23 protein-coding genes and 2 pseudogenes are annotated in these 25,361 nt (G+C 73.3%); 4 read left to right on the plus strand and 21 right to left on the minus strand.

Features of this window, described 5'->3' with window-relative positions; translation table 11 throughout:
- Positions 1 to 37 precede the first annotated feature (37 nt).
- From ACFVUY_RS28510 to ACFVUY_RS28555, 10 genes and pseudogenes are all read right to left on the minus strand, one after another.
- Positions 38 to 442, minus strand: a complete 405-nt coding sequence (locus tag ACFVUY_RS28510) for a DUF2267 domain-containing protein (protein WP_387734578.1) — start codon at positions 440 to 442, stop codon at positions 38 to 40.
- A 48-nt stretch (positions 443 to 490) separates the two neighbouring features.
- Positions 491 to 784, minus strand: a complete 294-nt coding sequence (locus tag ACFVUY_RS28515) for an STAS domain-containing protein (protein WP_387734580.1) — start codon at positions 782 to 784, stop codon at positions 491 to 493.
- 98 nt (positions 785 to 882) lie between these two features.
- On the minus strand, positions 883 to 1,317 hold the full coding sequence (locus tag ACFVUY_RS28520) for an Hsp20/alpha crystallin family protein (protein ID WP_387734582.1): 435 nt from the start codon (positions 1,315 to 1,317) through the stop codon (positions 883 to 885).
- 424 nt (positions 1,318 to 1,741) lie between these two features.
- Positions 1,742 to 1,999, minus strand: a complete 258-nt coding sequence (locus ACFVUY_RS28525; protein ID WP_387734584.1) for a hypothetical protein — start codon at positions 1,997 to 1,999, stop codon at positions 1,742 to 1,744.
- A 296-nt stretch (positions 2,000 to 2,295) separates the two neighbouring features.
- Positions 2,296 to 4,248 carry a molecular chaperone HtpG gene (gene htpG / locus ACFVUY_RS28530; protein ID WP_387734586.1) on the minus strand — a complete coding sequence of 651 codons (1,953 nt, stop codon included), beginning with the start codon at positions 4,246 to 4,248 and terminating at the stop codon, positions 2,296 to 2,298.
- Positions 4,249 to 4,329: 81 nt separating this feature from the next.
- Positions 4,330 to 4,800, minus strand: a complete 471-nt coding sequence (locus tag ACFVUY_RS28535; protein ID WP_387734589.1) for a hypothetical protein — start codon at positions 4,798 to 4,800, stop codon at positions 4,330 to 4,332.
- A 192-nt stretch (positions 4,801 to 4,992) separates the two neighbouring features.
- Positions 4,993 to 5,679 carry a type III effector protein gene (locus ACFVUY_RS28540; RefSeq protein ID WP_387734592.1) on the minus strand — a complete coding sequence of 229 codons (687 nt, stop codon included), beginning with the start codon at positions 5,677 to 5,679 and terminating at the stop codon, positions 4,993 to 4,995.
- Between the two features lie 106 nt (positions 5,680 to 5,785).
- A complete protein-coding gene (locus tag ACFVUY_RS28545; protein WP_387734594.1) occupies positions 5,786 to 5,965 on the minus strand; it encodes a hypothetical protein in 180 nt (59 codons plus the stop codon).
- A 339-nt stretch (positions 5,966 to 6,304) separates the two neighbouring features.
- Positions 6,305 to 6,403, minus strand: a pseudogene (locus ACFVUY_RS28550) (DUF6924 domain-containing protein); the annotation flags it as partial.
- Between the two features lie 32 nt (positions 6,404 to 6,435).
- Positions 6,436 to 6,678, minus strand: a pseudogene (locus ACFVUY_RS28555) (DUF6924 domain-containing protein); the annotation flags it as partial.
- A gap of 192 nt (positions 6,679 to 6,870) precedes the next feature.
- Here ACFVUY_RS28555 and ACFVUY_RS28560 point away from each other — a divergent pair.
- Positions 6,871 to 7,035 (plus strand): hypothetical protein, encoded by a 165-nt coding sequence (locus ACFVUY_RS28560; protein ID WP_387734597.1) that lies wholly within the window; start codon positions 6,871 to 6,873, stop codon positions 7,033 to 7,035.
- 15 nt (positions 7,036 to 7,050) lie between these two features.
- Here the strand turns inward: ACFVUY_RS28560 and ACFVUY_RS28565 are convergent, their stop codons facing one another.
- Positions 7,051 to 7,578, minus strand: coding sequence for a flavodoxin domain-containing protein (locus tag ACFVUY_RS28565; protein ID WP_387734599.1), 528 nt, complete (start codon positions 7,576 to 7,578; stop codon positions 7,051 to 7,053).
- Between the two features lie 488 nt (positions 7,579 to 8,066).
- A complete protein-coding gene (locus ACFVUY_RS28570; protein WP_387734649.1) occupies positions 8,067 to 10,337 on the minus strand; it encodes a heavy metal translocating P-type ATPase in 2,271 nt (756 codons plus the stop codon).
- Positions 10,338 to 10,880: 543 nt separating this feature from the next.
- Here ACFVUY_RS28570 and ACFVUY_RS28575 point away from each other — a divergent pair.
- On the plus strand, positions 10,881 to 12,959 hold the full coding sequence (locus tag ACFVUY_RS28575; protein ID WP_387734602.1) for a tetratricopeptide repeat protein: 2,079 nt from the start codon (positions 10,881 to 10,883) through the stop codon (positions 12,957 to 12,959).
- Here the strand turns inward: ACFVUY_RS28575 and ACFVUY_RS28580 are convergent.
- Together ACFVUY_RS28580 and ACFVUY_RS28585 are read right to left on the minus strand one after the other, a co-directional pair.
- Complete coding sequence (locus ACFVUY_RS28580; protein WP_387688526.1) at positions 12,887 to 13,723, minus strand: helix-turn-helix domain-containing protein; 837 nt, start codon at positions 13,721 to 13,723, stop codon at positions 12,887 to 12,889. The genes ACFVUY_RS28575 and ACFVUY_RS28580 overlap by 73 nt on opposite strands.
- A gap of 111 nt (positions 13,724 to 13,834) precedes the next feature.
- Positions 13,835 to 14,677, minus strand: coding sequence for an SDR family NAD(P)-dependent oxidoreductase (locus ACFVUY_RS28585; RefSeq protein ID WP_387734604.1), 843 nt, complete (start codon positions 14,675 to 14,677; stop codon positions 13,835 to 13,837).
- Between the two features lie 155 nt (positions 14,678 to 14,832).
- On the opposite strand from ACFVUY_RS28585, the gene ACFVUY_RS28590 reads away from it, so the two are divergent.
- Positions 14,833 to 15,495: an NADPH-dependent F420 reductase gene (locus ACFVUY_RS28590; RefSeq protein ID WP_387688530.1), complete on the plus strand. Its 663-nt coding sequence runs from the start codon at positions 14,833 to 14,835 to the stop codon at positions 15,493 to 15,495.
- A gap of 34 nt (positions 15,496 to 15,529) precedes the next feature.
- Here ACFVUY_RS28590 and galK read toward each other — a convergent pair whose 3' ends face one another.
- Both galK and galT read right to left on the minus strand, forming a co-directional pair.
- Positions 15,530 to 16,657, minus strand: a complete 1,128-nt coding sequence (galK, locus tag ACFVUY_RS28595) for a galactokinase (RefSeq protein ID WP_387734606.1) — start codon at positions 16,655 to 16,657, stop codon at positions 15,530 to 15,532.
- The gene (gene galT, locus ACFVUY_RS28600; RefSeq protein WP_387688534.1) at positions 16,654 to 17,760 is read right to left on the minus strand and encodes a galactose-1-phosphate uridylyltransferase; all 1,107 of its coding nucleotides are present in this window, start codon (positions 17,758 to 17,760) and stop codon (positions 16,654 to 16,656) included. Before galT ends, galK begins: the two co-directional genes overlap by 4 nt.
- A gap of 114 nt (positions 17,761 to 17,874) precedes the next feature.
- Here galT and ACFVUY_RS28605 point away from each other — a divergent pair, with 114 nt between their 5' ends.
- Positions 17,875 to 18,702, plus strand: coding sequence for a DeoR/GlpR family DNA-binding transcription regulator (locus tag ACFVUY_RS28605; RefSeq protein ID WP_387734609.1), 828 nt, complete (start codon positions 17,875 to 17,877; stop codon positions 18,700 to 18,702).
- Here the strand turns inward: ACFVUY_RS28605 and ACFVUY_RS28610 are convergent.
- The 5 genes from ACFVUY_RS28610 to ACFVUY_RS28630 form a co-directional block, all read right to left on the minus strand.
- On the minus strand, positions 18,699 to 19,898 hold the full coding sequence (locus ACFVUY_RS28610; protein WP_387734611.1) for a LacI family DNA-binding transcriptional regulator: 1,200 nt from the start codon (positions 19,896 to 19,898) through the stop codon (positions 18,699 to 18,701). The two genes, ACFVUY_RS28605 and ACFVUY_RS28610, sit on opposite strands and share 4 nt — an antisense overlap.
- A gap of 153 nt (positions 19,899 to 20,051) precedes the next feature.
- Positions 20,052 to 21,869, minus strand: a complete 1,818-nt coding sequence (locus tag ACFVUY_RS28615; RefSeq protein WP_387734613.1) for a glycoside hydrolase family 36 protein — start codon at positions 21,867 to 21,869, stop codon at positions 20,052 to 20,054.
- A 2-nt stretch (positions 21,870 to 21,871) separates the two neighbouring features.
- On the minus strand, positions 21,872 to 22,684 hold the full coding sequence (locus ACFVUY_RS28620) for a carbohydrate ABC transporter permease (RefSeq protein WP_387734651.1): 813 nt from the start codon (positions 22,682 to 22,684) through the stop codon (positions 21,872 to 21,874).
- 119 nt (positions 22,685 to 22,803) lie between these two features.
- On the minus strand, positions 22,804 to 23,718 hold the full coding sequence (locus ACFVUY_RS28625) for a carbohydrate ABC transporter permease (RefSeq protein ID WP_387734615.1): 915 nt from the start codon (positions 23,716 to 23,718) through the stop codon (positions 22,804 to 22,806).
- Positions 23,715 to 25,061 carry an extracellular solute-binding protein gene (locus ACFVUY_RS28630; protein WP_387688546.1) on the minus strand — a complete coding sequence of 449 codons (1,347 nt, stop codon included), beginning with the start codon at positions 25,059 to 25,061 and terminating at the stop codon, positions 23,715 to 23,717. Before ACFVUY_RS28630 ends, ACFVUY_RS28625 begins: the two co-directional genes overlap by 4 nt.
- Positions 25,062 to 25,361 lie beyond the last annotated feature (300 nt).

Raw genomic sequence — 25,361 nt, forward strand, 5'->3', positions numbered from 1 at the left:
GGGGCCGGCCGGGCGGGTGCGGCGGCGCGGACGGTTTTCAGGGGCGGTGGCCGGGCCGGGGCCGGCCGAACAGGAGGTCGTAGCCGGGCGGCAGCTGGAGCAGGACGCGCTCAGTGAGGTCGTCGCCGGCGGCGTCGGACACCGTGCTGAGGACGGCGCCGATGTCCCACAGGGCGGTGGTCTCGGTGGCGCCCTCGATCCAGGCCGCGGTCGCGCGTGCGAACCGCTCGGGGCCGAGGGGCTCGGCGGCCTGCAGCGGGTTGAGCAGGATCAGGGCGAGGGTCTCGGGCAGGCGGGCGGCCAGTTCGGCGCGCACGTCGCCGACCAGGTGGGCGCCGAGCAGGGCCAAGACGACGCGCGCCGCCCGCTCGGCCTCCCGGGGCGTGTCGTACTCACCGCGTTCCCGGACCTCCTCCAGGAACGCCTCCCATCGAAGAGTCACGATGTGTCTCCCTCCGTCGGGGCCGGTGCGAACCCGGCCGGCGCCCGGTCAGGGCTCGACGGCCAGCCGCCGGTGCGGGCCCGTGAGCTCGAGCAGCCGCACCACACGGCGGCCGGCCCCTCGCAGGACCAGGCGCCCACCGCACCGGTCGGCCTGGTTGCGGGCCCGGACCAGGGCGCCCAGGCCCGCGCAGTCGATGAACGTCACCTCCGACAGGTCGAGCGCCACCTCCCGGTGCGACTCGAATGCGGCGGTGAGAGCACCGCGCAGCGCGGGGGCGGTGTCGAGGTCGATCTCGCCGCTGGCCCGCACTACGAAGGGTTGGTTGCTCCGGACGTTCATGGCGTTGCCCGGTCTCCGCGGGTGGGCGGCCGGCGGTTGGGGGGTGTTCCGCGCCGCTTCTCGGGGGGATCAGGAGCGGCGCGGAACAGTCTGGGGGGTCAGGCCTGGATCTGCCTGCGGTCGCCGCTGTGGCTGATGGCGATCTTGCGGGGCTTGGCCTTCTCCGCGACCGGGATCTTCAGCGTGAGCACGCCGGCGTCGTAGTCGGCGCCGATCCCCGCGGGGTCGAGGGTGTCGGACAGCATGACCTGGCGGGAGAACACGCCGAGCGGGCGCTCGGACAGCTCCCACTTGACATTGTCGCCCTGGTGGCGCGGTCGGCGTTCGGCCTTGACGGTCAGCATGTTCCGCTCGACATCGATGTCGATCGCGTCCGGGTCCACCCCGGGCAGGTCGAAGCAGATCACGTACTCGTCGCCGACACGGCAGGCGTCCAGCGGCATCGGGGCCGGCCGGGACCAGGTTCCGTTGGTTCCCAGGAACTGCTGGGTCAGCCGGTCCAGTTCGCGGAACGGGTCAGTGCGCATCAGCATCGCGAAACACCTCCACTGATCGAATGGGAGCCAGTGCGCTTCACCTGAAACTGTGGCGGGCGCGGCCGGTGGAGGCCGGCGTCCAGCCCGGGCAGTTTCCCGGTGCAACGGGGGCCAGGCGTTCCGGCAGTCGCCTGACGCGGTGGTTCTCACCGCAAGGGATTTCACCTGATCCCAGACGGGGCGATGGCGACCCCCGGTGAACGCATTGAGCGGGCCGGAGTCCACCTCGGTCGTGAGAGCGCAGGATTGGCCGTCCGGACTGCGGCGGGGTGTCGGCCGGGTGCTGGAGTTCGGGCCCCAGCACACGGGTTTCGTCCTGGGTCGCTGCGTGTTCTCCCGTTTCAGGAGGAGCCGGCGCCGCAGCAGCCCGTGCGAAGCGTCGGTGAAAGGGGACGGTGACACGTAGCCCGGCTTGTCGAGTTCAGCCGGCCGTGGCCCACTGGGTGGTTCGCGCGTGCAGAGGGGAGACGACGGCGGCGTAACAGTTTCCGGGCAGGTCGGCGACCCAGTCGAAGACATCGAGGGTGATGCCGTGCTGGGCGGCGGCATTGAGCATGTCGGCCAGCAGGGCGGTCACGGCGCCCTTGTCCTGCTCGGTGCCCTGGCCGAGGCGGCGCTCGGCGGCTTCGTTGACGCGGTCGGCCAGGGTGCGGTTCCTGCGGTCGGTGTACTGGTACACGCTTCTGTCTCCTTGCTCGGTCGGTCGGCCGCCGGGTGGCCAGGGGTCCGTTTCCGGCTGCCGAAGCGGGTGATGGCGGCGGTGCCGCAGGGGCGTGGAAGCCGAACCGGGCGCAGCGCACGTGTCCCACCGGGGCCAGCGTCGGCTCCGGCGGGACGCCCGGTTCGGTGCGACTCGTGCGCAGCGCTTCCGACCCCTTCCCTGCGGCGTGTGCCGGGTGGGGGCTGGCCGAGCGCGGTGCGGGGTGCGGCTGGCCGGGCTGATCGGTCGTACGGCGGGCCGCACCCCGGTGGGGGTCAGAGGGTGTGGGTGAGGCGGTCGGTCAGGAGACGGGTGAAACGGGCCGGATCGGGCAGGTCGCCGCCCTCGGCGAGCAGGGCGCTGCCGTGGACGAGTTCGGCGATCTCGGCGAGCGCCGGGTCGTCGGCGTTCGTCTCGTGTGCCCGGCGCAGGGCGGTGATCAGGGGGTGGGTGGGGTTGAGCTCCAGGATCCGCTTCACGGCCGGGACTTCCTGGCCCATGGCCCGGTACATCTTCTCCAGGGTGGGGGTCAGGTCGTGGGCATCGCCCACCAGGCACGCCGCGGAGGTGGTCAGGCGGGTGGAGAGTCGGACCTGCTTGACGTGCTCGGCCAGGGTGGTCTGGAGCCAGGCGAGGAGGGCGGCGAAGTCCTCTTCGCGCTGGGCCTTCTCCGCCTTCGCCTCGTCACTGCCTTCGCCGTCGGCGTCGTTGTCGAGGTCGACCTGGCCCTTGGCGATGGACTGGAAGCGGTGGCCCTCGAAGGCGGGGACCTGGTCGGTCCAGACCTCGTCGACGGGGTCGGTAAGGATCAGGACCTCGTAGCCCTTGGCGGTGAAGGCCTCCATGTGCGGCGAGTTCTCCACCATCGCCCGGTTCTCGCCGGTCAGGTAGTAGATGGTGTCCTGGCCGTCCTTCATCCGCGCGACGTACTCGCGCAGCGTGGTCGGCTTCGCCGCGTCATTGGTCGAGGCGGCACTGACCAGTTCCAGCAGTGCGTCGGTGTTGTCGCGGTCCTCGATCAGCCCCTCCTTGAGGACCCGGCCGAACTGTTCCCACACCTTCGCGTAGGTCTCGCCGTTCTTGGTCTGCATGTCCTTGAGAGCGCCAAGGACCTTCTTGACGAGGCGCCGGCGCACGGCGGTGATCTGGCGGTCGTGCTGCAGGATCTCGCGGGAGACGTTCAGCGACAGGTCGTGGGCGTCCACCACGCCCTTGACGAACCGCAGGTAGTTCGGCATCAGCGCGTCGCAGTCGTCCATGATGAACACCCGCTTGACGTACAGCTGCACGCCCCGCTTGGTGTCCCGGGAGAACAGGTCGAACGGGGCATGGGCGGGGATGAACAGCAGCGCCTCGTACTCGAAGGTACCCTCCGCGCGCATGTGGATCGTCTCGGCCGGGGCCTGCCAGTCATGGCTGATCTGCTGGTAGAACTCGCTGTACTCGGCCTCGGTCACCTCGCTGCGCGGGCGGGCCCACAAGGCCTTCATCGAGTTCAGTGTCTCCAGCTCGCCCGTGGCCTCACCGTCGGAGCCTGCGCCTGCGTCGGCACCGCCGTCGGTAGTGGTACTGATGGGCTCGGTGGCCATGCGGATGGGCCAGCGGATGAAGTCGGAGTACTGCTTGACGATCTGCCGGATCTTCCACGGGGCCAGGTAGTCGCCCAGCCCGTCCTCGCTGTCCTCGGTCTTGAGGTGCAGGGTGACCGAGGTGCCGACCGGCAGGCCGTCGGCCGGCGCGATGGTGTAGGTGCCCTCGCCGTCGGACTCCCACACGGTTCCCTGCTCGGTGCCGGCGCGACGCGTGTGGAGGGTGACCTTGTCGGCGACCATGAACGCGGAGTAGAAGCCGACGCCGAACTGCCCGATCAGGTGCTGCGCGGCGTCCGCGTCCTTGGCCTCCTTGATCTTCGCCAGCAGGCCGGCGGTGCCGGACTTGGCGATGGTGCCGATCAGGTCGACGACATCGTCGTGGGTCATGCCGATGCCGTTGTCCCGCACGGTCAGGGTGCGGGCGTCCTTGTCGGCCTCCAGGACGATGTGCGGGTCGGGGGCCTCAAGGGTGGTGTCGGTGAGGGATTCCAGGCGGAGCTTGTCGAGGGCGTCGGAGGCGTTGGAGATCAGCTCGCGCAGGAAGATGTCCTTGTTGGAGTAGATCGAGTGGATCACCAGCTGCAGCAGCTGGCGGGTCTCCGCCTGGAATTCCAGCGTCTGGGTCGGGCTGGCCACGGGAGGCGTCTCCTTCGAGGGTTCGGATCGGGTCGAGCCGCCGGGGCCGGCCGGTGTGCTGTGTGGCCGGCCCGGGGGTGTTCAGATGTGGCTGAGGGGCTGGTAGGGCTGCTCGGGGCGGGTGTGGCCGGAGCGGGCGGTGCCGTAGCAGGACAGGAAGAACTTCCAGCCGTCGCGGCACTCCAGCGTCGCGCCGTAGCGCACCGCGGGCGGGTCCGGGCGCGTGCTGTACCGGTCGACGCGCACGACCCCGCCGGCCGGGTCGTCGGCCGCGACGGCGGAGGCGACCAGGCCCTGCTCGACGAGGGCCACTGGAACCGACGAGCCCGTCAGGTCCGGCACCTCCACGCTCCCGTCGCCGTCACCGTCGCCTGTGGTGATGGTGGGCGCGGGGCCGCTGGCGCCGGTGATGGTCCACCACATCGGTCCGCCGCCCTCCAAGGCCACGGTCAGGCCGTAGGGGCTGTCGTCGTCACGTTTGCCGGCACCGGTAATGCCCGGTATGCCCGGGGCACGTTCGATAAGCAGCTGCTGCAGGTCGGCTGGAGTCATGGGAGTCGGCTGGGGTCGGGGACAGCGCGGCCGTCACGGTTCGGAAGATACGGGTCCTCTGCACGGCGGTAGCCGTCAGGCGTCGGCTCGCGCCCCGCGTGCCGGGGCAGGCGCCTCGCGGAGGTGTGCCGCGGTGAACCGGTCACAGAATGCGGGGCGCGGACCGGGCAGGGGAGCGTCCCGGCGGGGCGGTCACGGGCCGGCCGGGGGCGTGCGGCGCTGCCGGTCGCTGTCGGCACGCAGCTGGTCGGCTCGTGCGGTCAACTGATCGAGGCGGTCGGTGATCTTCGGGTGGTTCGCCTCCAGGAGGGGCCGGGTCTCGGCAAGCGGGGCGAGCAGACGGGCAGGGTCCTGGTGGCCGAGCGCGTCCAGGAGGCGCTCTATGGCGGGGGCCGCCTGGGCGCTGAGGTCGTCCAGCGCGCCGATCTGCCCGGCGAGGCGGCGCAGGTCGGCAGCGTTGTCGCGGGCCCAGGTAGTCACCGCCCGGTCTGCGGCGCGCTGGTCGCGCGTGGCCTGGACGCGCTGCTCGCCGGTGCTTCCCGCCTCGGCGCCGGCGTCCCCGTTAGGACGCAGACGCAGGTAGCGGCGTTCGGCGGCCTGGCGACTCTGGACGCCCATCGGCTCGGCGAGGTCGGCCCAGGTGGCGCCCGCGTCGCGGGCGGTCACGATCAGCCCGGTCTCCCAACCGGCGAGTTCCTCGCGCAGGTGGCGCAGCAACAAGAGCGCGGACAGGGCCTGCTGCGGATCGCTTTGGCCCGCGTCGTCCGGGGGCGCGTGACGGGCGGTGCGGGCGGCGGCGGCCATCATGCCCAGCGCGGCGGCGGCGGCCAGGAACGAGGCCGGCCTCACCCCGGCCGCGCCGGTGTCCCGAGTATCCACGTCGTCACCCTTTCGCTGACTGGATGAATGTCATCGCATGGGCGACAATGTTACACGGCTCGCGTCGCGCTGCACCGGTGCGAACCGCCTGCGCCACGTCCCCCGCCTAGACCGCGCAAGGCCGGCCGGCAAGTCGCTGAGCGTCGGCGAACTGCCCGAACACCACCTCCGCAACCTCCAGCCGTACAACCTCCGCGTCGAGCTCGGCGAGTTCCTTCCGCAGCCGCTCGGGACGGGCGGCCAGTACCAGCCGCCGCTGCATCACCCACGTCAACACGTCCACCACCAGCACGCCTCCCGTCCGAACCCTCCTCGGAGGGCAGGAGGCCTCGGCGGGCGGCATCGGAGTTCGGGCGAACGGGCCGCACGACGGACGATCTCCTGCTAACGATCAGGTTCCCGGCCAGCCCCGGGTGCCCAGCTCTGCACCACGCCAACCCCCGTGACCTCCATTTTTCAGGGTGGCACTACCTCAGTGACCGAGCCGCCTACCCCGCGCCGCCGCCCTGTCGGCCAGCTACCCCGAGGCCGGGCGGACTCGTGATCACTCTCCGGCAGGGAGACAACGCAACCGCACGAGAAGGTCGGAGGCAACCAGCGGCCCTGGCCTGCCAGCCGGTCCGGCTCAGAAGTCCCTGAACACCCCGTCCTGGTCGACGGCGCGGGCGAAATCGTCGAAGTCCGTGTTCGCGATCGACAGGTTGTTCTCGATCCCCCAAAGCTCTGCGGCAACAACCCAGTTAAGCGCCCCGGCTCACCCCACGGGTCCACGACGACGACCGGCAGCCCGGCCGAGCCGAGCGCCACCGTGTCCGCCAGGACGAGCAGCGGGTACCGATAGTCGCGCAGCAGCAGCTTCCTCGCCTCGGCACAGGTCGCACCCGCGAAGCGGGGATCGTCCACGAGCTCAGCCTCGGGACGGAACCCGTACTCGTTCGGGGTGGCCAGGACCTTGCGCAGACGCCCCCACGAAGCGAGGCCGGAGAAGTCGGTAAGCATCACCAACGTGGCCAAACTGCTGGGAAGTTGAGTCACGGGACGACCGTACCCCGAAGGAACCGGACCACTCCCGATCGAGTCCGCCCGCTGCCGGGCCGAAGGCCTGTGCCCGCGCCTCCGGATCCCGCCGGTCGGTCACAATGGGCCCCTCACGGCGACCGAGCACCGCGGCAGTCCTGGAGGTAGGGATTCGTGACCCGCTACAGCATCGACCCCGAGCGGCACGAGTTGCTCGCCACCTTTGGAACCGGCGAAGGCGACCCTGCCACCTGGGTAGCCTCCTTCCCGGCCGACCGCATAGCCGGGAGGTCCATGAACGGTCAGCAACCGGGGATTGGCGCGGTGGTGTCGCAATGATCCCCAGGGCTGAGGTCAGCGCCCCGGGGCCTTCCCGGCGGCCATGAGCGTCTCGGCGATCTCGGCGGCCCAGGCGTCGATGGCGTCCCAGTCACGGTAGTCCCCGGTGTGGCCGCCCAAGAGGCGGAGGGTGAGTGTGCCCACCCGGCCGAGTTGTTCGCGGGTGACGACACCGGAGAACAGGCGGTGTCCGCACAGGCCGGGCAACGGCGCGAGCGCGTCGAGGATGATCGCCTCCTCGCGCCAGGCGAACCTGCGCCACGGCCCCCGCAGCGCGGCGGGCATACCGACGCTGAAGGCCCAGACCCGACCGTGCACGAGCGTGTCACGGTGGCGTCGCAGGAAGGCGGACGCCTCCGGCAGCCACCGTCGGTTGTGGACCGCGCTGCCCAGGACGAAGGCGGTGTACCCGTCCACGGTCGTCCCGTCGTCGAGCGGCCGGACATCGGCAGGGCAGCCGGACTCGGCCAGCCAAGCGCCGATGCGCTCGGCAATCTCCCGGGTGGAGCCGTGCGCGCTCGCATAGCCGACCAGGACCGTCATCGTGCCTCCTCGGAACGCCCCTGCCGCGGGTCATGACCAGTCTCCATACCGTCCCCGTGCGGCGCCCTGGGTCCGACGGTCCCGATGCCGGGCTGGCCGGCCCCAAGCCAGCCCACGTCACCGAGCGTTTACGGCGTGCCTCCATGCGTCCAGCCTGCACCCGCCCCACCCGGTTACGCCGCGCGAAGCCGCGCGGGCGATCGCGTGACGGGCCGGGCGCCGACCGTCGGTGGGCGCAGACCACCGGCAGTGTGCCGATCATGCCCACCCCGGCGGCCCGGGGCAGACCGACCACGGTCACCTGTGCCAGCTCGGTGCCGTCCGTGCGGCGTTGCGTAGCAGTGAAGGGGATGCGCCCGAAGAGCGCGACCGACGCCGACCGACGCGGAGCGGGCCCACGCAACGATGGTCGGCACGACTTCGGTACCGGCGACCGGTGAGCGGCAGCGGTGCCGCGGGCGGATGCCCGCGTCTCGGCGGGCGGTACTTCAGGGAGCGAGGGAGAAATAGCTCTCCTCTTCCTGTTGGAAGTGCAGGCGCAGGACGGCGTGGAGTCCGTAGAGGCAGGCGGTGAGGTCGTCGATCTGCTCAGGCCGCAGGTGGCCTTCCTCGTTGGCGAGGTGGAGGTGGGTGGTGATCCGGCGGGCGAGGCGGTCGATCTCGGTGTGGGCGCGGCTCATGGTCTCGGTGGCTTCGGGGCCGCCGAGGCGGCGGGTCAGGGCGGGGTAGAGCTGGTGTTCCTCGCCGTGTTCGTGCGGGAGGAGGCGGTCGGTGAGGAGGCGGTCGATCTCGCGGACGGCGGCCAGGGCGCGGGGGCCGTGTTCGGTGGTGAGCAGGCCGGCTGCTTCGCGGATGGCGTCGAGGGTGTCGCGGAGGTCGTCGTGTTCGGTGGCGAAGCGGTGGATGAGGTCTTCAGTGTCGGGTTCGAGCGCGGGCCGGGTGCCGCGGGCGGGCAGCAGTGCGCGCAGGGCGTTGAGGATGACCAGGACGTCGATTGCCTCCTGGAGGAGGGCGCCGACGGCCGGGGGCAGCAGGCCGAACAGGGCGGCGACCATGGCGAGCAGCGACAGGGCCATGCCGCCGACGGCGCTCTGGACGGCGATGCGGCGTGCCCGGACGGCGATCTCCATGGCGTCGGAGAGGCGGTCGACGCGGTCGGTGGTGAGGACGATGTCGGCGGCTTCGGAGGAGGCGCTGGAGCCGCGTGCGCCCATCGCGGCGCCGATGTCGGCGGCGGCCAGCGCGGGGGCGTCGTTGACGCCGTCGCCGACCATGAGGGTGACCGCACGGGCGGATTCGTCGCGGACCGCAGAGACCTTGTCGGCGGGTGACTGCCCGGAGCGGACCTCGTCGAGTCCCAGGACGGCCCCGACCTCACGGGCGGGTTCGGGGCGGTCGCCGGTGAGCATGACCAGCCGGCTCAGTCCGGCCTCGCGCAGTCGTTGGACAGTGTGCGGGGCGTCGTGGCGCAGCGGGTCCCGCAGCAGGACGGCGCCAGCGAGGGTGTCGTCGACGGTGAGCCAGGCGAGGGCGGCGCCGTCGAGGACGGCGCGGTTGTCCACGGCCCGCGCCCAGGCGGGGAGGGCTGCCGGTGCGAGGTCGCTCTTTCCGACGGTGAGGCGGTGGCCGTCGACGGTGCCGGCGGGGCCGCGTCCGGGCGCTTCGGTGCTGTCCTGCGGGAGGGAGAGGGCGAGGTCGCGGGTGCGGGCCTCTTGGACGATGGCCTGGGCGAGGACGTGGGTGGACACCTGGTCGAGTGAGGCCGCCAGGCGCAGTACCTCGGTAGGGGTGCGGCCGGGGGCGGCGGCGACTTCGAGGACGCGGGGGCGGCCGGCGGTGAGGGTGCCGGTCTTGTCGATCACCAGGGTGCGGGCCCGACCCAGGTTCTCCAGTGCCACGCCGTCGCGGACGATGACGCCGCGCCGTGCGGCGCGTGAGAGTCCCGAGACGATGGCGACCGGCGCTGCCAGCAGCAGGGGGCAGGGGGTCGCGACCACCAGGACCGCCACGGCACGCGTGGCGGAGCCGCTCAGCAGCCAGGCCAGACCGGCCATCGCCAGCGAGAGCGGCAGGAACCAGGCGGCGTAGCGCTCGGCGAGGCGCACGGTCGGTGCCCGCTGCGCGCCGGCCTGTTCGGCGAGGCGGACGATCTCCGCGTAGGTACTGTCCCGGGCGGTGGCGCTGGCAGTGATCTCGAAAACGCCACCGGCGTTGACGACGCCGCTGCGCACGGCCTCCTGGATGTCGCGTTCCACCTGTTCGGACTCGCCGGTGAGGACGGACTCGTCGAGGACGGCCGTGCCGTCGGTGATCCGGCCATCGACCGGGACCACGTCACCTGGGCCGACGACGAGCACGTCGCCGACGGCGACTTCGTCCAGCGGGACGACGGTCACCTCCTGGCCTCTGCGGCGGCGGGCGGAGCGCGGTGCGTGTTCCAGGAGGGCGCGCAGGTCGTGGGAGGCGCGGCGTTCGGCGGCGGCGTCCAGGGCGCGTCCGGTGGCGAGCATCAGGGCGATCAGGGCGCCCGCCAGGTACTCGCCCACCGCCAGGGTCCCGACCAGGGCCAGGACCGCGATCAGGTCGACGCCGGCCCGCCGCTTGCGCAGCGCGACCACGACCCAGGCCACCGCCGGAAGGACGGCCAGCACGGTGCCGACCGCCCAGCACAGGTCGGCGGCGGTCTGACTGCCGGCCAGCCAGGCGATCCCGCCGACGGCAAGCGCCGCGGCGGTCGCCACCAGCAGACCCGGCTCCAGCCATCGCCGCGCACGCGCCGCCCCTGGCCGGCCCTGGTCACGGCCGGTCGTCAGGCCCTCCGTGTCCGGCACGACATCCTCCGGTCTCCCCGGGTAGCGCCGACAGCAGCAGCAACGGCGGCCCGGGCCCCTTCACCTCATCGCGGTACCGCGTCCCGGTACAGGGCCCACCGGCCCACATCGCCTCCCCTCAATGGTCCACTCCAACGGAGAACGCGGCCACCAGGTGGCCAGCTCTGTGGCCGAACGCCATGGCGGACGGCCACAAGGGTGCAACGCGATGACCGGACCCGCCAGCGTGTCCGCAGCCTCCGTCGACAGGACTCCGCACGGACAGGCGGGGCCTCCGCAGCTGGCGCTCGCGCGGTTGTCGGCCCGACTGGTCCGGCGCGGCACGGTCCTGCTGGCCCTGGCGGTCGCCGCCTACAGCGCGGTCGAGGTGCCGCCCGGTCCCCGGGCGGCACGGCAGCGCCGTTTCGGGTCCCATAATTTCGGCTCCCATAATGGTGCCCATTCGACACGCCGGGCGGTGGGGGCGAGCAGGTGCAGGGCTGGCAGGTCAGGAACGGCATCGAGAACAGCACGGTCAACGGCAGCACCTTCCAGGCGCGCGAGCTGACCGTCCACCAGTACGCCGCGCCGGCCGCCGAGGTGCGGTGGCCGGTGGTGATCGGGCGGATCCCGCCCAGGGCGACGGCCTTCCAGCCCCGGGCGGAGCTGCGGCAGGCCATCGACGAGGCCCGCGGGGAGTACGGGACGGTCGTGCTGAGCCAGGTGCTGGCGGGCGGTGGCGGCGTCGGCAAGTCGCAGCTCGCGGCGCACTACGCGCGCGCGGCCGTCGAGGCGGGCACCGATCTGGTGCTGTGGGCCGACGCGGCCGAGCCCTCCGCGGTGACCGAGCTGTACGCCCGGGCCGCCGTGCAGCTGGGGGTGCCCGGGGCGAGCGGTGAGGCGGCCGAGCAGGACGCGGAGCGCTTCCTCGCCTGGCTGGCCGCCACCGAGCGGAGCTGGCTGGTCGTTCTCGACAACACCACCGAGCACACGCCCGAGGAGCTCTGGCCCGTCACCAGCCGGGGCGGGCGCGGACGGGTCATCGCGACCACCCGCCACCGGGGAGCCGCCAGTACGGGCGGCGACCGGACCCTCGTGGACGTCACCACGTACTCCCCCGCCGAGTCCGCCGCCTACCTCGGCGAGCGGCTGGAGCGGGCCAAGTGCGCCCGCTTCCTCGACGAGCACGCGGAGGAGCTCGCCGAGGCGCTGGGCCACCTGCCGCTGGCGCTGGCCCACGCCGCCGCCTGCATGGTCAACACCCGGCGCGGCTGCGGCCGTTACCTGGAACTCTTCCGAGACCGCTCCCGCAGCCTGGACGCCGTGCTGCCGGCCCGCTCCGGTGCCGACGGCTACCGGGGGCCGGTCGCGGCGGCGCTGCTGCTGGCCCTCGACGCGGCGCAGCAGGAGGAGCCGGTCGGGCTCGCCGGGCCGGTCCTCCGGCTGGCGGCGCTGCTGGACCCGGCCGGGCATCCGCAGGAGCTGTGGGGCACCGGGCCGGTGCTGGAGCATCTCGGCAGGGTCCGCGGCGCGCCCGTCACGGCCGACGACGCGATGGAGGCGCTCGCGCTGCTGCACAACTACAGCCTCGTCACCCTCACCGAGACCTCCCACCGGGAGGTGACCCTCCACGCGCTCACCGCCCGTGCCACCCTCGACACGGCTCCCGACTCGACGCGGGCGGGCATCGTGGTCGCCGAGGCCCTTCTCGAACTGTGGCCGACCGCGGACTACGGCGTGCAGGGTTTGGCCGCGACGCTGCGGGCCAACACCGACGTGCTCACCCGGCACGGGCCCACCGGCCTGATCCAGCGGCCGCTGGGGATGCACCTGCTGCTGTTCCGCTGCGGCGCCAGCCTCGTGGAGGCGGGCCTGTACGCCACCGGCATCCAGTACTGGACGCATCTCTCCACCACGAGCGAGCGCGTCCTGGGAGGCGACCATCCCGACACTCTCGCGGCCCTCGGGAACCTCGCGCAGTCGTGCTGGGAGGCCGGACGCACCGACGAGGCGATGAGTCTCCAGGAGCAGGTCCTCGCCGACCTCCAACGCCTCCACGGCAGTGACCACCCCACCGTCCTGATGGCCCGCAACAACCTGGCCGCCACCTACTCGGAGGCCGGACGCGTCGAGGACGCCATCGGTCTCCAGGAGCAGGTCCTCGCCGACCGCCGGCACGAGCTGGGCGCGGACCACCCCGACACCCTCACGTCCCGCAACAACCTGGCCGCCACCTACCTGGAGGCCGGACGGGTCGAGGACGCCGTCGGCCTCCAGGAGCAGGTCCTCGCCGACCGCCGGCGCGTCCTCGGCGGCGACCACCCGGACACCCTCACGTCCCGCAACAACCTCGCGGTCATGTACCTGCACGCCGGAGACGTGGAGCGAGGGCTGGAGATGCTCCGCCGGGCGGCGGCGGACCTCGACCGCGTCCTCGGGCCGGACCATCCGTCGACCGTCCTGGCCAGGGAGAACCTGCTCGAAGTGACGGGGGAGCCTCAGCCCGAGGCCGCCCAGGACAGCAGCAGCCGCAGCCCGTCGTCCGACGCCGAGCCCGGGTCGGCGGTGTAGGTCACCAGCGCCTGGCCGGGGTCGTCGGCCGGCCGCAGGGTGTCGTACACGAGGTCCAGCGTGCCGGCCAGGGGGTGGCGGAAGGCCTTGCGGCCCGAGGTCTTGTCGGCGACCGGGTGGTCGGCCCACATCCGCTGGAACTCTTCGCTGCCCAGGCAGAGTTGGCCGATCAGCTCGGCGAGCAGCGGGTCGTCGGGGCGGCGGCCGGCCTCCAGGTGGAGGAAGGCGACGTTCTCCCGGGCGCACGCGGCCCAGTCGGCGTAGAGCTCGCGGGAGGCCGGGTCGAGGAAGGTGATCCGGGCGATGTTGCGCTCCTCGGCCGGCAGGGCGCCGTAGTCGCCGAGGAGCGCGACGGCGGCGTGGTTCCAGGCCAGGACGTCCATCCGGTGGCCCATCACCAGGGCCGGGGTGTGCGGGAGCTGCTCCAGCAGGCGCAGCAGCGAGGGGCGGGGCCGCTGGCGCTCGACGGGGCGGCGGGGGCGGGCCGCGGGCCGGGCGAGGCGGTGCAGGTGGCCGGACTCGTCGGGAGCCAGCCGCAGGGCGCGGGCGACGGCGTCGAGGACGGCGTCCGAGGGGTTGCCGACGCGGCCCTGTTCGAGGCGGGTGTAGTAGTCGACGCTGACTCCGGCGAGGTGGGCGAGCTCCTCGCGGCGCAGCCCGGCGACGCGGCGGCGGCCGCCGTAGTCGGGGAGGTCGACGTCCTCGGGCCGCAGGCCGGCGCGGCGGGTGCGGAGGAATTCGCTCAGGGCGCTGCTCGGGTTCACGTCATGGATTGTCACCCGGACGAGTGACGCCGTGCCTGGCCCTGTCAGGACCAGGCACGGCGGGGCCTGGGCGGGGCCAGGGCGGTCAGGCGGTGCGGTCAGGCGGGGCGGTCAGCCGGTCAGGGAGGGGAAGGCCGGGACGAGCCCGCCGTCGATCACGATGTCCTGCCCGGTGATGTACGAGGAGCGGTCGGAGAGCAGGAAGGCGACCGTCTGCGCGATGTCCTCGGCGGTGCCCAGCCGGCCGAGCGGGACGTGGCCGCGGATCGGCTCGTGGTCGGCCGGGTCCGGGACGGCCGCGTGGAACATCTCGGTGACGATGTAGCCGGGGCTGACCGAGTTGACCCGGATGCCGCGGCCGGCCAGTTCGCTGCCGAGGGTGCGGGCGAGGCTGAGGACGGCGGCCTTGGTGGCGGCGTAGACGGCGGCGCCGGGCAGGCCGCGGTGCGGGGTCCAGGAGGCGTTGAGGACGACGGATCCGCCGCCGGCGGCGTCCAGCAGCGGCAGCGCGTGCTGGACGGTGAGGAACACGCCCTTGAGGTTGACGGCGACGATCCGGTCGAACTCGGCCTCCGTCACCTCGTCCACCGGCTGGAAGCCGGCCACGCCGGCGTTGGCGAAGACCCCGTCGAGCCGGCCGTACCGCTCCCGCACGGTGTCGGCCAGCCGGGTGAGGTCGGCCGCCACGGAGGCGTCGGCGCGGACGGTGAGCAGCCGGTCGCCGGCGCCGAGGCGTGCCGCGGCGCGGGCGAGCCGCGCGTCGTCGCGGCCGGTGACGACGACCCGGGCGCCGGTGGCGAGGAGGTGACGGGCGGTGGCGAGGCCCATGCCGCTGGTGCCGCCGGTGACGAGGACCGTGGCATCGCCGGGGACCGTGGCATCGGAGGGAGCGGCGGCATCGCCGGGGACGGTGGCGCCGGAAAGAACGGCGGCGTCGGAGGAAGGGTGGCTCATGCCGTTCACCTTCGCGACGGGTGCCGGGCCGGCACCAGGCCCGCCTCGACCGTGGGTCCCGGAAAACCACCCTGCGAACCGGGAATCGGCGCGATCACCGGACGGTTGGGCCAGGGCGACGGTCCAAATACGGCACTCGCGAAGAAGGACTTCCCATGAAGATCGGCATCATCGGCGCGGGCAACATCGGCGGCAACCTGACGCGACGGCTGACGTCGCTGGGGCACGAGGTATCGGTGGCCAACTCCCGTGGCCCGGAGACGCTCAAGGCACTGGTCGAGGAGACCGGCGCGACGGCGGTGACGGTCTCCGAGGCCGCCCGGGGCGCGCAGGTCGTGGTGGTGACGGTGCCGCTGAAGAGCGTGCCGGACCTGCCCTCCGGGCTGCTGGACGGCGCCGCCGAGGGCGTCGCGGTGATCGACACCGGCAACTACTACCCGAAGGAGCGCGACGGCCGGATCGACGCGATCGAGGACGGCGGGCTCACCGAGAGCCGGTGGACGGAGCAGCACCTCGGGCACCGGGTGGTGAAGGTGTTCAACGGCACCTACGCCCAGGACCTGCTGGAGCGCCCGCGCCCGGCCGGGGACCCGGAGCGGCTCGCCGTGCCGGTCGCGTCGGACGACGAGGCGGCCAAGCGGGTGGTGCGGGAGCTGGTCGACGCGTTGGGCTTCGACACCGTGGACGCGGGCGGGATCGACGAGTCCTGGCGCCAGCAGCCGGCCACCCCGGTGTACGGGCTGCGGGCCGGGGTCGAGGCGGTCACCCGAGCGCTCGCGGAGGCCTCCCCGGAGCGCCCGGCCGCCCACCGGGCGTAGGGCCTGTCCTCGGGCCCCCGCCCGGCGGAGCGGTTCAGCGGAGCCGGCGCGCCCCCTCCGCCGGGACGGCGGTGAGGGTGCGCGGCTCGGCGTACCCGGCTTCGCGGAAAGCGGCGGTGACCTCGGCGGCGACGCGCTCGGCGGTGTCCGTGTCCACCAGGGCGATGACCGAGCCGCCGAAGCCGCCGCCGGTCATCCGCGCGCCGTGGGCGCCGGCGGCCAGGGCCGCGTCGACGGCGAGGTCGGTCTCCGGGCAGGAGACCCGGTAGTCGTCGCGCAGCGAGGCGTGCCCGGCGGTGAGGATCGGACCGAGCGCGGCGAGGTCGCCGGCGTCCAGACGGGCGACGGCGGCCTCCACCCGGGCGTTCTCGGTGACCACGTGGCGCACCAGGGGAACCAGGTCCTCGGGGAGCCGGGCGAGCGCGTCGGCCAGCCCGGCCGGCCGGAGCGAGCGGAGCGCGGGCAGCCCGAGCAGGGCGGCGGCGCGTTCGCAGCCGGCCCGCAGCGCGGCGTACGCGCCGTCGCCGAGGTCGTGCTTCACCCGGGTGTCCAGGACGAGCAGGGCGAGGCCCGCGCCCGCGAGGTCGACGGGCACCTGACGTATCATCAGATCGCGGCTGTCGAGGAACAGGGCGGCTCCGGGGCGGCAGCACATCGAGGCCATCTGGTCCATGATTCCGCAGGGCACGCCGACGAAGGCGTTCTCGGCCCGCTGCGCCAGCACCGCCAGCTCCGGGCCTGCCAGGCCCAGCCCGTACAGGTCGTTGCAGACGGCGGCGACGACGCACTCCAGGGCGGCCGAGGAGGAGAGCCCGGCGCCGCCGGGCACGTCGCTGTCCAGTCGGAGGTCGAGCCCGCCGACCCGGTGGCCGGCCTCGCGCAGCGCCCACACCACCCCGGCCGGGTAGCCGGCCCAGCCGGGCACCGAGCCGGGGGCGAGGTCGTCCACCTTCAGCGTCACGAGGTCACCGCCCTGGGCGGACCAGAGCCGCAGCAGCCCGTCCTCCCGCCGGGCGGCCCGGGCGCGGACGGTCCGCGGCAGGGCGATGGGGAGGACGAACCCGAGGTTGTAGTCGGTGTGTTCGCCGATCAGGTTGACCCGGCCGGGGGCGGCCCACTCCCCCTCGGAGGGGCGGCCGTACAGCTGCTCGAAGGTGTTCATGCGGCGACCTCCCGCAGCCGGCGGGCCGCGTCCTCGGGGGTGACGTCGTTGACGAAGGCGTCCATGCCGGATTCCACCCCGGCCAGGTACTTGAGCTTGTCGGCGGTGCGGCGGATGGTGAACAGCTCTAGGTGCAGGGCGAGTTCGTCCCGCTGTCCGGCCGGGGCCTGGTGCCAGGCGGAGATGTACGGGGTCCGGCCGGTGCCGAAGAGCCGGTCGAAGCGGCGCAGCAACTCCAGGTACAGGGCGGGGAATTCGTCCCGCTGTTCGGCGTCCAGCGCGGTCAGGTCGGGCACCCGGCGGTGCGGGTGGAGATGGACCTCGTACGGCCAGCGGGCGGCGAAGGGGACGAAGGCCGTCCAGTGCGTCCCGGCGAGCACGACGCGGTCGCCGTGGGCGCGTTCGGCGGCGAGCAGGTCCTCGAAGAGGTTGCGGCCGGTGGCGGCGCGGTGTTCGGCGGCGCGGGTGGCCATCCGGGCGGTGCGCGGGGCGGTGAAGGGCAGGGCGTAGACCTGGCCGTGCGGGTGGGCGAGGGTGACGCCGATCTCGGCGCCCCGGTTCTCGAAGCAGTAGACCTGCCGCACGCCGGGCAGGGCGGAGAGTTCGGCGGTGCGGTCGGTCCAGGCGTCCAGGACCAGCCGGGCACGCTCGGGGGTGAGGTCGGCGAAGGAGGCCTCGTGGTCGGCGGTGAAGCAGACCACCTCGCAGCGCCCGGCGCCGGGGCCACTGGTCCACAGGCCCCCGGCCGCCCGGACGGGCTCCGCGGGCGGGCCGGCCAGCGAGGGGAAGCGGTTCTCGAAGACGGCCACCTGGTAGTCCTCGGCCGGGATCTCGCTGAGCCGCCCGTCGCGGGACGGGCAGAGCGGGCACTCCTCGGCCGGCGGCCGGTAGGTGCGCGCCTGGCGGTGGGCCGCGATGGTGACCCAGTCGCCGGTGGCCGGGTCCAGCCGGACCTCGGAACCGGGGGCCTGCGGGTCGAGCGGCCGTTCGTCCACCGCGGTCCGGGGGGCGGCGGTTCCGCCGTCGTAGTAGATCAGCTGCCGACCGTCCGCGAGGGTGGTCACTGTCCTGACGGTGGGCTGGGTCAGGGACGTACCGGGCATGGCCCTTCTTCCTCCGAGTGAAGCCATTGGACATGGGTAAATCAACAGAAAGCTACAATCTCAAACATTATCCACCATGGGCACGCGACCGACGTGCTCGAAGGAGGCCTCCCGATGGCTGACAGCGCCCAACCGCTCGCCGGACAGCGCCGCGTGCTGATCCTGGAGCAGATCCGCGAGCGCGGCGGGGTCCGGGTCACCGAGCTGGTCCGCGACCTCGGGGTCTCCGACATGACGGTCCGGCGCGACCTGGACGCGCTGGCGCGCCGGGGCCTGGTCCACAAGGTGCACGGCGGCGCCGTCCGGATCGAGGCGCCGGCCACCGGCGAGCCCGGGTTCGAGACCAAGGCGCACTGGGAGCTGCCCGCCAAGGAGGCGATCGCCCGGGCCGCCGCCGCGCTCGTCCCGCCGGGTTCGGCGGTCGGACTGGCCGGCGGGACGACCACCTTCGCGGTCGCCCGGCACCTGCGCGCGGTCGAGGGCCTGACCGTGGTGACCAACTCGCTGCGGATCGCCGAGCTGCTGGAACAGCCCGCCGAGGACGGCACGCCGGCCACCGCCACGGTGATCCGCACCGGCGGCGTGCGGACCCCCTCGGACGCGCTGGTCGGGCCGGTGGCCGACCGGGCGATCCGCTCCCTGCACGTCAATCTGCTGATCCTGGGCTGCCACGGGCTCTCCCCCGAGGCCGGGCTGACCACCCCGAACCTCGCCGAGGCGGAGACCAACCGCGCCTTCCTCCGGTCGGCCCGCCGGGTGGTCGTGGTCGCGGACCACACCAAGTGGAACGCGGTCGGCCTGGCCACCTTCGCCGACCTGGACCAGCTGGACTTCCTGGTCACCGACGACGCCCTGCCCGCCGAGCAGCGGGCGGCCGCCGCGGGCATGGTCGGCGAGCTGATCGTGGCGGCGACGGCGGACCGTACGAACCGGCCCGGCTAGCCAGACCTCCCCGACCGGCCCGACCGGCCCGGCTCACCCGATCGTCCCGACCTCCCCGACCGCCCTGGCTCACCCGACCGCCCCGGTTCGCCGAACCAGCCCGACCAGCCGGATCGCTCCGCCCCGCCGGAGCGGCCCGAACTCCCCCGCACCACCAGCTCGGTGGGCAGTTCCAGCCCCTCGCCCGGCGCCGCCCGCCCGCGCACCTGGTCCAGCAGCCGGCCGACCAGCGCCGTGGCGATCGCCCGCAGCGGCAGCCGCACCGAGGTCAGCCCGGGATGGAGGTGCCGGCAGAGCGGCGTGTCGTGGAACCCGGTGACCGCCACCCCGCCGGGCCCGATCACCAGTCCCTCCGCCCGGACCGCCTCGTACACGTCCAGGGCCAGCAGGTCGCTGCCGGCCGCGACGGCGGTCGGCCGGTCGGGCCCGCGCAGCAGCGCCCGTACGGAGGCCGTCACGGAGCCCTCGGCCTCTCCTCCGGCCCCGTCAACGGCCCCGGCCCGATCAACGCCCGTCGCCACCGCGGACAGGCCGAGCCGGTCGGCCTCGGCCAGGAACCCGGCCCGCCGCGCCGCCATCCAGGGCAGTTCCTCGGCGGCCCCGAGGTAGCCGATCCGGCGGTGGCCGAGCGCCGCGAGGTGCCGCACCACCTCGGCCATCGCCGCCTCGTTGCCGATGTCCACCCAGTGCTGCGGCTGCCCGGGCCCGGTCCGTCCGAAGCTGACGAACGGGACGCCGAGCCGGGCCGCATGGGCGATCCGGACGTCCTCGTGCAGCACGTCGGCCAGCACCAGTCCGTCCACCTGGCGGGCCGCCACCAGTTCGTCGATCGCCGCCGCCGGGTCGGCCGTGCCCTGCCCCGGCCGGAACAGCAGCACCCGCTGCCCGGCCGCCCCGGCCGCGTCGACCAGGGCCTCCAGGAAGCCGGCCATCAACGGGTTCGGGTCGAGCGGGTCGTCCACCGGGGCGAGGTAGCCGATGGTGCGGCGGGCACCGCTGCGCAGCGAGCGGGCCGACTGGTCGGGCTGGTAGCCGAGTTCGCGGATAGCGGCGTTCACCCGCTCCAGGGTCTCCGGGCGGACCCGCTGCGGCGCGTTCAGCGTGTTGGAGACGGTCTGCCGGGAGACCCCGGCCGCCCGGGCGACCTCCTCGATCGTGGCGGCGCCACGGCGCGGCCGGTGCGGTCCCTCGGGCATGCGGTCCTCCAGGGGTGGTCGGGGCTCGGGACGACGGGGCCGGCGCCGGTCCGCCGCCCCGAGCGGGTCGGGCCCTGCGCGGGACCGGGGCCCGACGCGGGGTCGGGCCCGGCGCACGGTCAGGACCGGCGCGGGGTCAGGCCCGGCGCAGGGTCAGGCCCGGCGCAGGGTCAGTAGTCCGCCGCGCGGCACCACGATCGCGTCCGCCCGGTCCAGCTCGACCTCGCCCTGCCGGACGATACGCCCCCGGGCGTCCTGCACCGTCACCGCCACCTGCCCGCGACCGCCGGTGAGCCGGACGTCCGGGTCGGCGTCGGCGTTGGCGACCAGCAGGGTGTTCCAGTCCCCGCCGGAGACGTCCACCGGCAGTGCGGCGTAGCGGGCCACCGCCACGGTGCCGGCGCCGCGCGCGGTGACCATCGGGTAGCCGAGGTCCGGGCGGGCCGGGAGCAGTTCGCCGAGCTGGAGGGTGGCGGTGTGCTCGCGGAAGACGCCGAGCCAGAAGGCGATGGCCTCGCGCTGGGCCTCGCTCTGCGCGGCGAGGTCGACGGAGACCTGCGGCACCGAGAACAGCACGTTGATCAGGTGGCAGGCGACCTGCTCCGGCGGCTCGCCCTGGTGCCACATCAGCATGTCGGCGTGGACGGGGACGGGCCCGGCCGCGAGCCGCACGTCGACGGTCCGCTGCCGGTTCTCCTGCGGGCTGAGCGGGCAGTCGGTGGCGCGGATCATGGTCGCGTACGGCCACAGGCCGGGGCTGACGTACGGCTGGCGGTGCTCGATCATCGCCTCCGGGTCGGCGGCGGTGATCCGGCCGCGGATCCCGGCGAGCAGCCGCTCCACGCCCTCGTCGACGGTCGCGCAGTCCGCGCCGGGGCGGGCCGGCGGGGCGTCGGCGCTCTCGGCGGCACGGGCGAACCAGTCGACGAAGTCCACCTTGAGGCCGTCCATGCCCCACTCCTCGACGGCCCGGGCGAGCCGGTCGGTGAGGAAGGCCCGGACCTCGGGGTGGCGCGGGTCGGCGACGATCGCGCCCATGTGGGCGGCGTCGGCCAGCGCGAGGTGACCGATCTCCCGGTACGCGGCGCTGTCCTTGCCGATGAACGGCAGTGCGTACCAGAGCATGTAGCGCACGCCGAGGTCGTGCACCCGCCGCACGTGGGCGGCGGTGTCGGGCAGCGAGACCGGCTCCCAGTCGCCGCAGTGGGCGTAGCCGCGGGTGCGGTCGGCGGTCATCCAGCCGTCGTCCACGATGATCACGTCCAGGCCCAGCTCCTTGCCGAGCGCGGCCTGGGTCTCGACGCCCTGGGGGGTGATGTCCTGGTGCATCGAGTACCAGGTGGAGTACGCGGGGCGGCGGGCGGCCTCCGGGATGTCGGCCGTGCGGCCCTCTCCCCACCAGGCGGCGAGGTCGGCCAGGGCGCGCCCGAAGTGCCGGCGGGAGGTGTCGATCCGGACGGTGAGCCGGTCGGTGGCCTGGGCCCAGAACCGGAACTCGCCGGTCTCCTCGACCACTCCGGCCCCGGTCAGCACGTCCGGACGCCCGGCGGCGAAGGCGCACAGGGCGACGTCCCCGGTGCCGACCAGCGCGGCGATCGGCGCGCCGTTGGCCAGCGAGGTGCGGCGCGGGGCGCTCCAGGCGGCGGGCAGCCGGCCGGTGCCGCGCGGCTCGGGGGTCCACAGGGCGGTGGCGTCCACGCAGGGTACGCGCCACTCGATCCGCACCTCGCCCGCGCCCTCGGCGGTCACCTCCACCACCCCGTCGGCGATGCCCCGGGCCGTGCCGGTGCCGCTCACCCGCAGGTCCAGCCCGTCGGCGTACAGCCGGCGCAGGCCGCCGGCGGCGGTGGGGGCGTGCGGCTCCCAGACGTCGTCGGCGCCGGTCGTCGTCCCGCCCGTGCTCCCGGTCGCGGTCGCGGTCGCGCTCGCGGTCGCGCTCTCGTTCCTGCTCTCGATCGTGCTCTCGGTCATGGTCAGCCCTTCGTGGCGCCGGCCAGCAGGCCGGAGATGAACTGCCGCTGGAGGACCAGGAAGAGGACCATCATCGGCAGGGTGGACAGCGCGGTGCCGGAGAGGATCGCGCCGTAGTCGGTGTTGGACTTGTTGCCGTGCAGCGTCGCCAGGGCGACCGGCAGGGTGTGCATCTCGGGGCTGCGCAGGGCGATCAGCGGCCAGACGAACTGGTTCCAGGACCCCAGGAAGAGGAAGATCGACAGCGCCGCCAGCACCGGCCGCATGACCGGCACCACCACGCTGAACAGCACCCGGATCTCGCCCGCGCCGTCGACCCGGGCGGCGTCCAGGAGTTCGTCCGGCAGGCTGCTCAGCGACTGCCGCATCAGGAAGATGGCGAACGGCACGCACAGCCCGGGCAGGATCAGCGCCTGGTAGGTGTCCAGCAGGCCGAAGTCCGTCATCATCTTGAACAGCGGTACCAGCGTGACCTGTTCGGGCACCACGAGGGTGGACAGCAGCAGTGCGAACAGCAGGGTGCGGCCGCGGAAGCGGAACTTGGCGAAGGCGTAGCCCGCGAGCAGCGCCACGACGAGGGCGCCCAGCGTCTGGACCCCCGCCACCAGCACGGAGTTCCCGATCACCCGGAGCAGGCCGATCTTCTGCTGCAGGTGGCTCAGGTTCTCGCCGAGGCTCCCGCCGGGCAGCAGCTTGGGCGGCCAGTCGAAGACCTCGGTGTCCTTGCGGGTGGCGGAGACCACCAGCCAGTAGAAGGGGGCGATCGACAGCCCGGTGATGCCGGCCAGGAAGAAGGTGAGCGGCCAGCCGCGCAGCTTGTTGAGGGGGTTCGCCCTCCTGGGGGTCGTGCTCCCGGGCGTAGCGCTCCGGGCTGTCGCGCCCTCGGGCGTCGTGCTCCCGGGCGTCGTGGTCTGGGGGGTGGTGGTCTTGGAGGTCACTTGTCGCGCTCTCCCATCAGGCGCATCTGGAGGGCGCCGAGCACCGACACGATCAGCGTGAGCGCGTAGGCGATGGCGGAGGCGTAGCCGAAGTCGAAGTACCGGAAGCCGTTCTGGTACAGGTACATGGAGACGGTCAGGGTGGCGTTGTCCGGCCCGCCGCCGGTCAGCACGTACGGCTCGTCGAAGAGCTGGAGCGTGCCGATGGTCGAGAGCACGACCGTGAACAGCAGCACCGGACGCAGCGCGGGGACGGTGATCGAGGTGAAGCGGCGGATCGGGCCGGCGCCGTCGACCATCGCGGCCTCGTACAACTCCTTCGGGATGGACTGGAGTCCGGCGAGGTAGATGACGGCGTTGTAGCCGGTGTAGTGCCAGGTGAGCACCACCACGACGGCCATCCGGGCCCAGACCGGCTGGCCCAGCCAGTCGACGGAGGGCAGGCCGACGGCGTTCAGCACCCAGTTGACCGCACCGTCGTCGGACTTGAGCAGGTAGGCGAACATCACGCCGGTGGCGACCAGGCCGGTGACCGAGGGCATGAAGACGCCGAGGCGCCACACCGTGCGCCAGCGCACCACCGCGGAGTTGATGCCGACGGCCATCAGCAGGGCCAGTCCGAGCATCAGCGGGACCTGGACGACGAGGATCTCGCCGGTGTTGCGCAGGGCCGTCCAGAACAGCGGATCGTCCAGCAGCCGCCGGTAGTTGGCGATGCCGGCGTTGCGGGTGGCGGCGCCGGCGCCGGTGGTGAAGGAGAGCCACAGCGACTCGATGATCGGGTAGGCCTTGAACACGCCGAAGGTGAGCAGGGCCGGGGCGAGTAGCAGGTACGGCAGGGCGGTGCGCCGCCGGCGGCTCCGCCCGGCCTTCCCGGTGAGGGCGGCGGAGGTCGGGCTGGCGGCGCTCATGCGATACCGCGCCCCGTCTGCTGGGCGAGCTGCTTGGCGGCGTCCTGGAGGACGGCGGCCGGGTCGGCGCCCTTGAGGAGCACCTTGGTCTGGGCATCGCTGACGAGCTTGAGGGCGCGGGCGTAGTCGCCGGAGTAGTTGGTGGGGTCGCCGCCCTCGGTGGCGAGGTCGGTGAAGGTCTTGAGCACCGCCTGGCCGCCGTAGAAGGCGCTGGGCGCGGCGTACATCGGGTCGGCGTAGGCCTCGGTGAGGGCCGGGAAGACGCCGCCCGCGTTGAACATCGTGTTGACCGAGGCCGTGCGGGTGAGCGCGTACTCGACGAACTTCCAGGCGGCGCGGCGGCGCGGGCTGGAGGCGGCGACGGCCAGGTGGGTGGAGTTGACCAGCGCGGTGCGCTTGCCGCCGGGGGTGACCGCCGGGGGCTTGGTGAGGCGCCAGTTGCCGCTCTGGTCGGGGAACTTCTTCTCCAGGTAGTGCGCGACCCAGGTGGGCATCGCGGCCACCGCGAGCTTGCCGCTCTTCATCACCGGCGGCCAGCTCTGGACGCCGGGGGTGTCACCGATCAGCCCGGCCTCGTCCAGCCGCTTGATGATGGTCAGGGCGCGCACGGCCGGCTCCGAGCCGACGGTGATCTTGCCCTGGAGGTCGAAGTAGAAGGCGCCCTGGAGCTGCATCAGGCCCTGGAGGAAGTCCAGGTCGGGGGTGGGGTTGGCGGCCCGGTTGACGCCGATCAGCGCGACGCCGGGGTTGGCGGCCTTGAAGCGGTCGGCGACGGCGAGCAGGTCGTCCCAGGTGGCGAAGGTCTCGGGGTCGATGCCCGCCTTGTCGAAGTAGTCCTTGCGGTAGAAGAAGCCCAGCGCGTTGACCTCCCAGGGCAGCGCGTAGGCGTGGCCGTCCTTGCCGGTGACGACCGGCCACAGGCCCTTGGCGAACTTGTCCTTGTGGGCGTCGGCGCCGAGCGCGGAGAGGTCGGCCAGGCCGCCGGGGAACTTCTCCTGGTAGCCGGGCAGGTAGTCGCAGCCGATGTGGAGGACGTCGCCGAGCCCCTGGCCGCCGGCCGCCAGGCCGACGGTGATCTTGTCCCAGATGGCGGGCTCGCCGATGTCCTGGACGTCGACCTTGATCCCCGGGTTGTCCTTCTCGAAGGCCGGGACGATGCCGCGCAGGGCGTCGGCGGCGGTGGCCCAGGACCAGACGGTGATCGTGCCGGTGTCGGCGTCCCCGCCGGCGGCGCCTCCCGAGCCGGAGCCGCCGCCGCAGGCCGCGAGGGTGCCGCCGGCGGCGACGGCCAGCAGGCCGGCTCCGGAGGCGCGGAGAAGGTCGCGACGAGAAAGGTGTGACATTGCATTCCTCTCGGTGGGGTGGCGCCGGAAGGCTGTGATGCGCAGGGGGTGGTGGGTGTGGCAGATGAGGCGGGGGTCGCTCGGGTCGGTTTGAACGTTCAAACACACAAAACAGACCAGAACCAAACAGGTTCGAACGAGCGGACACAGCAAACGCCCGCCCTCCCCGTGCCGTCAAGCCCTGGCGAGGGGAACGGCGGGCTCCGCAACCGTTCCGTTATCAGCGGGTGACTCGACCCGGCGGGAGAGCCCCGGGTCGGTTTCCGGCCAGGTTTGTCATGTATTCGCCCAGTGTCGACC

The organism is Kitasatospora sp. NPDC058063, from assembly GCF_042885395.1.
Taxonomy (GTDB): domain Bacteria; phylum Actinomycetota; class Actinomycetes; order Streptomycetales; family Streptomycetaceae; genus Kitasatospora; species Kitasatospora lactacystinica.

Bases quoted from the DNA above. Each gene is read 5' to 3' on its own strand.
- ACFVUY_RS28515 (WP_387734580.1), bottom strand. From the start codon at position 784: ATGAACGTCCGGAGCAACCAACCCTTCGTAGTGCGGGCCAGCGGCGAG.
- ACFVUY_RS28590 (WP_387688530.1), top strand. From the start codon at position 14,833: ATGAAGATCGGCATCATCGGCGCGGGCAACATCGGCGGCAACCTGACG.
- ACFVUY_RS28585 (WP_387734604.1), bottom strand. From the start codon at position 14,677: ATGAGCCACCCTTCCTCCGACGCCGCCGTTCTTTCCGGCGCCACCGTC.
- ACFVUY_RS28625 (WP_387734615.1), bottom strand. From the start codon at position 23,718: ATGAGCGCCGCCAGCCCGACCTCCGCCGCCCTCACCGGGAAGGCCGGG.
- ACFVUY_RS28605 (WP_387734609.1), top strand. From the start codon at position 17,875: ATGGCTGACAGCGCCCAACCGCTCGCCGGACAGCGCCGCGTGCTGATC.
- ACFVUY_RS28535 (WP_387734589.1), bottom strand. From the start codon at position 4,800: ATGACTCCAGCCGACCTGCAGCAGCTGCTTATCGAACGTGCCCCGGGC.
- galK (WP_387734606.1), bottom strand. From the start codon at position 16,657: ATGAACACCTTCGAGCAGCTGTACGGCCGCCCCTCCGAGGGGGAGTGG.
- ACFVUY_RS28520 (WP_387734582.1), bottom strand. From the start codon at position 1,317: ATGCTGATGCGCACTGACCCGTTCCGCGAACTGGACCGGCTGACCCAG.
- ACFVUY_RS28615 (WP_387734613.1), bottom strand. From the start codon at position 21,869: ATGACCGAGAGCACGATCGAGAGCAGGAACGAGAGCGCGACCGCGAGC.
- galT (WP_387688534.1), bottom strand. From the start codon at position 17,760: ATGCCCGGTACGTCCCTGACCCAGCCCACCGTCAGGACAGTGACCACC.
- ACFVUY_RS28630 (WP_387688546.1), bottom strand. From the start codon at position 25,061: ATGTCACACCTTTCTCGTCGCGACCTTCTCCGCGCCTCCGGAGCCGGC.
- ACFVUY_RS28610 (WP_387734611.1), bottom strand. From the start codon at position 19,898: ATGCCCGAGGGACCGCACCGGCCGCGCCGTGGCGCCGCCACGATCGAG.
- ACFVUY_RS28565 (WP_387734599.1), bottom strand. From the start codon at position 7,578: ATGACGGTCCTGGTCGGCTATGCGAGCGCGCACGGCTCCACCCGGGAG.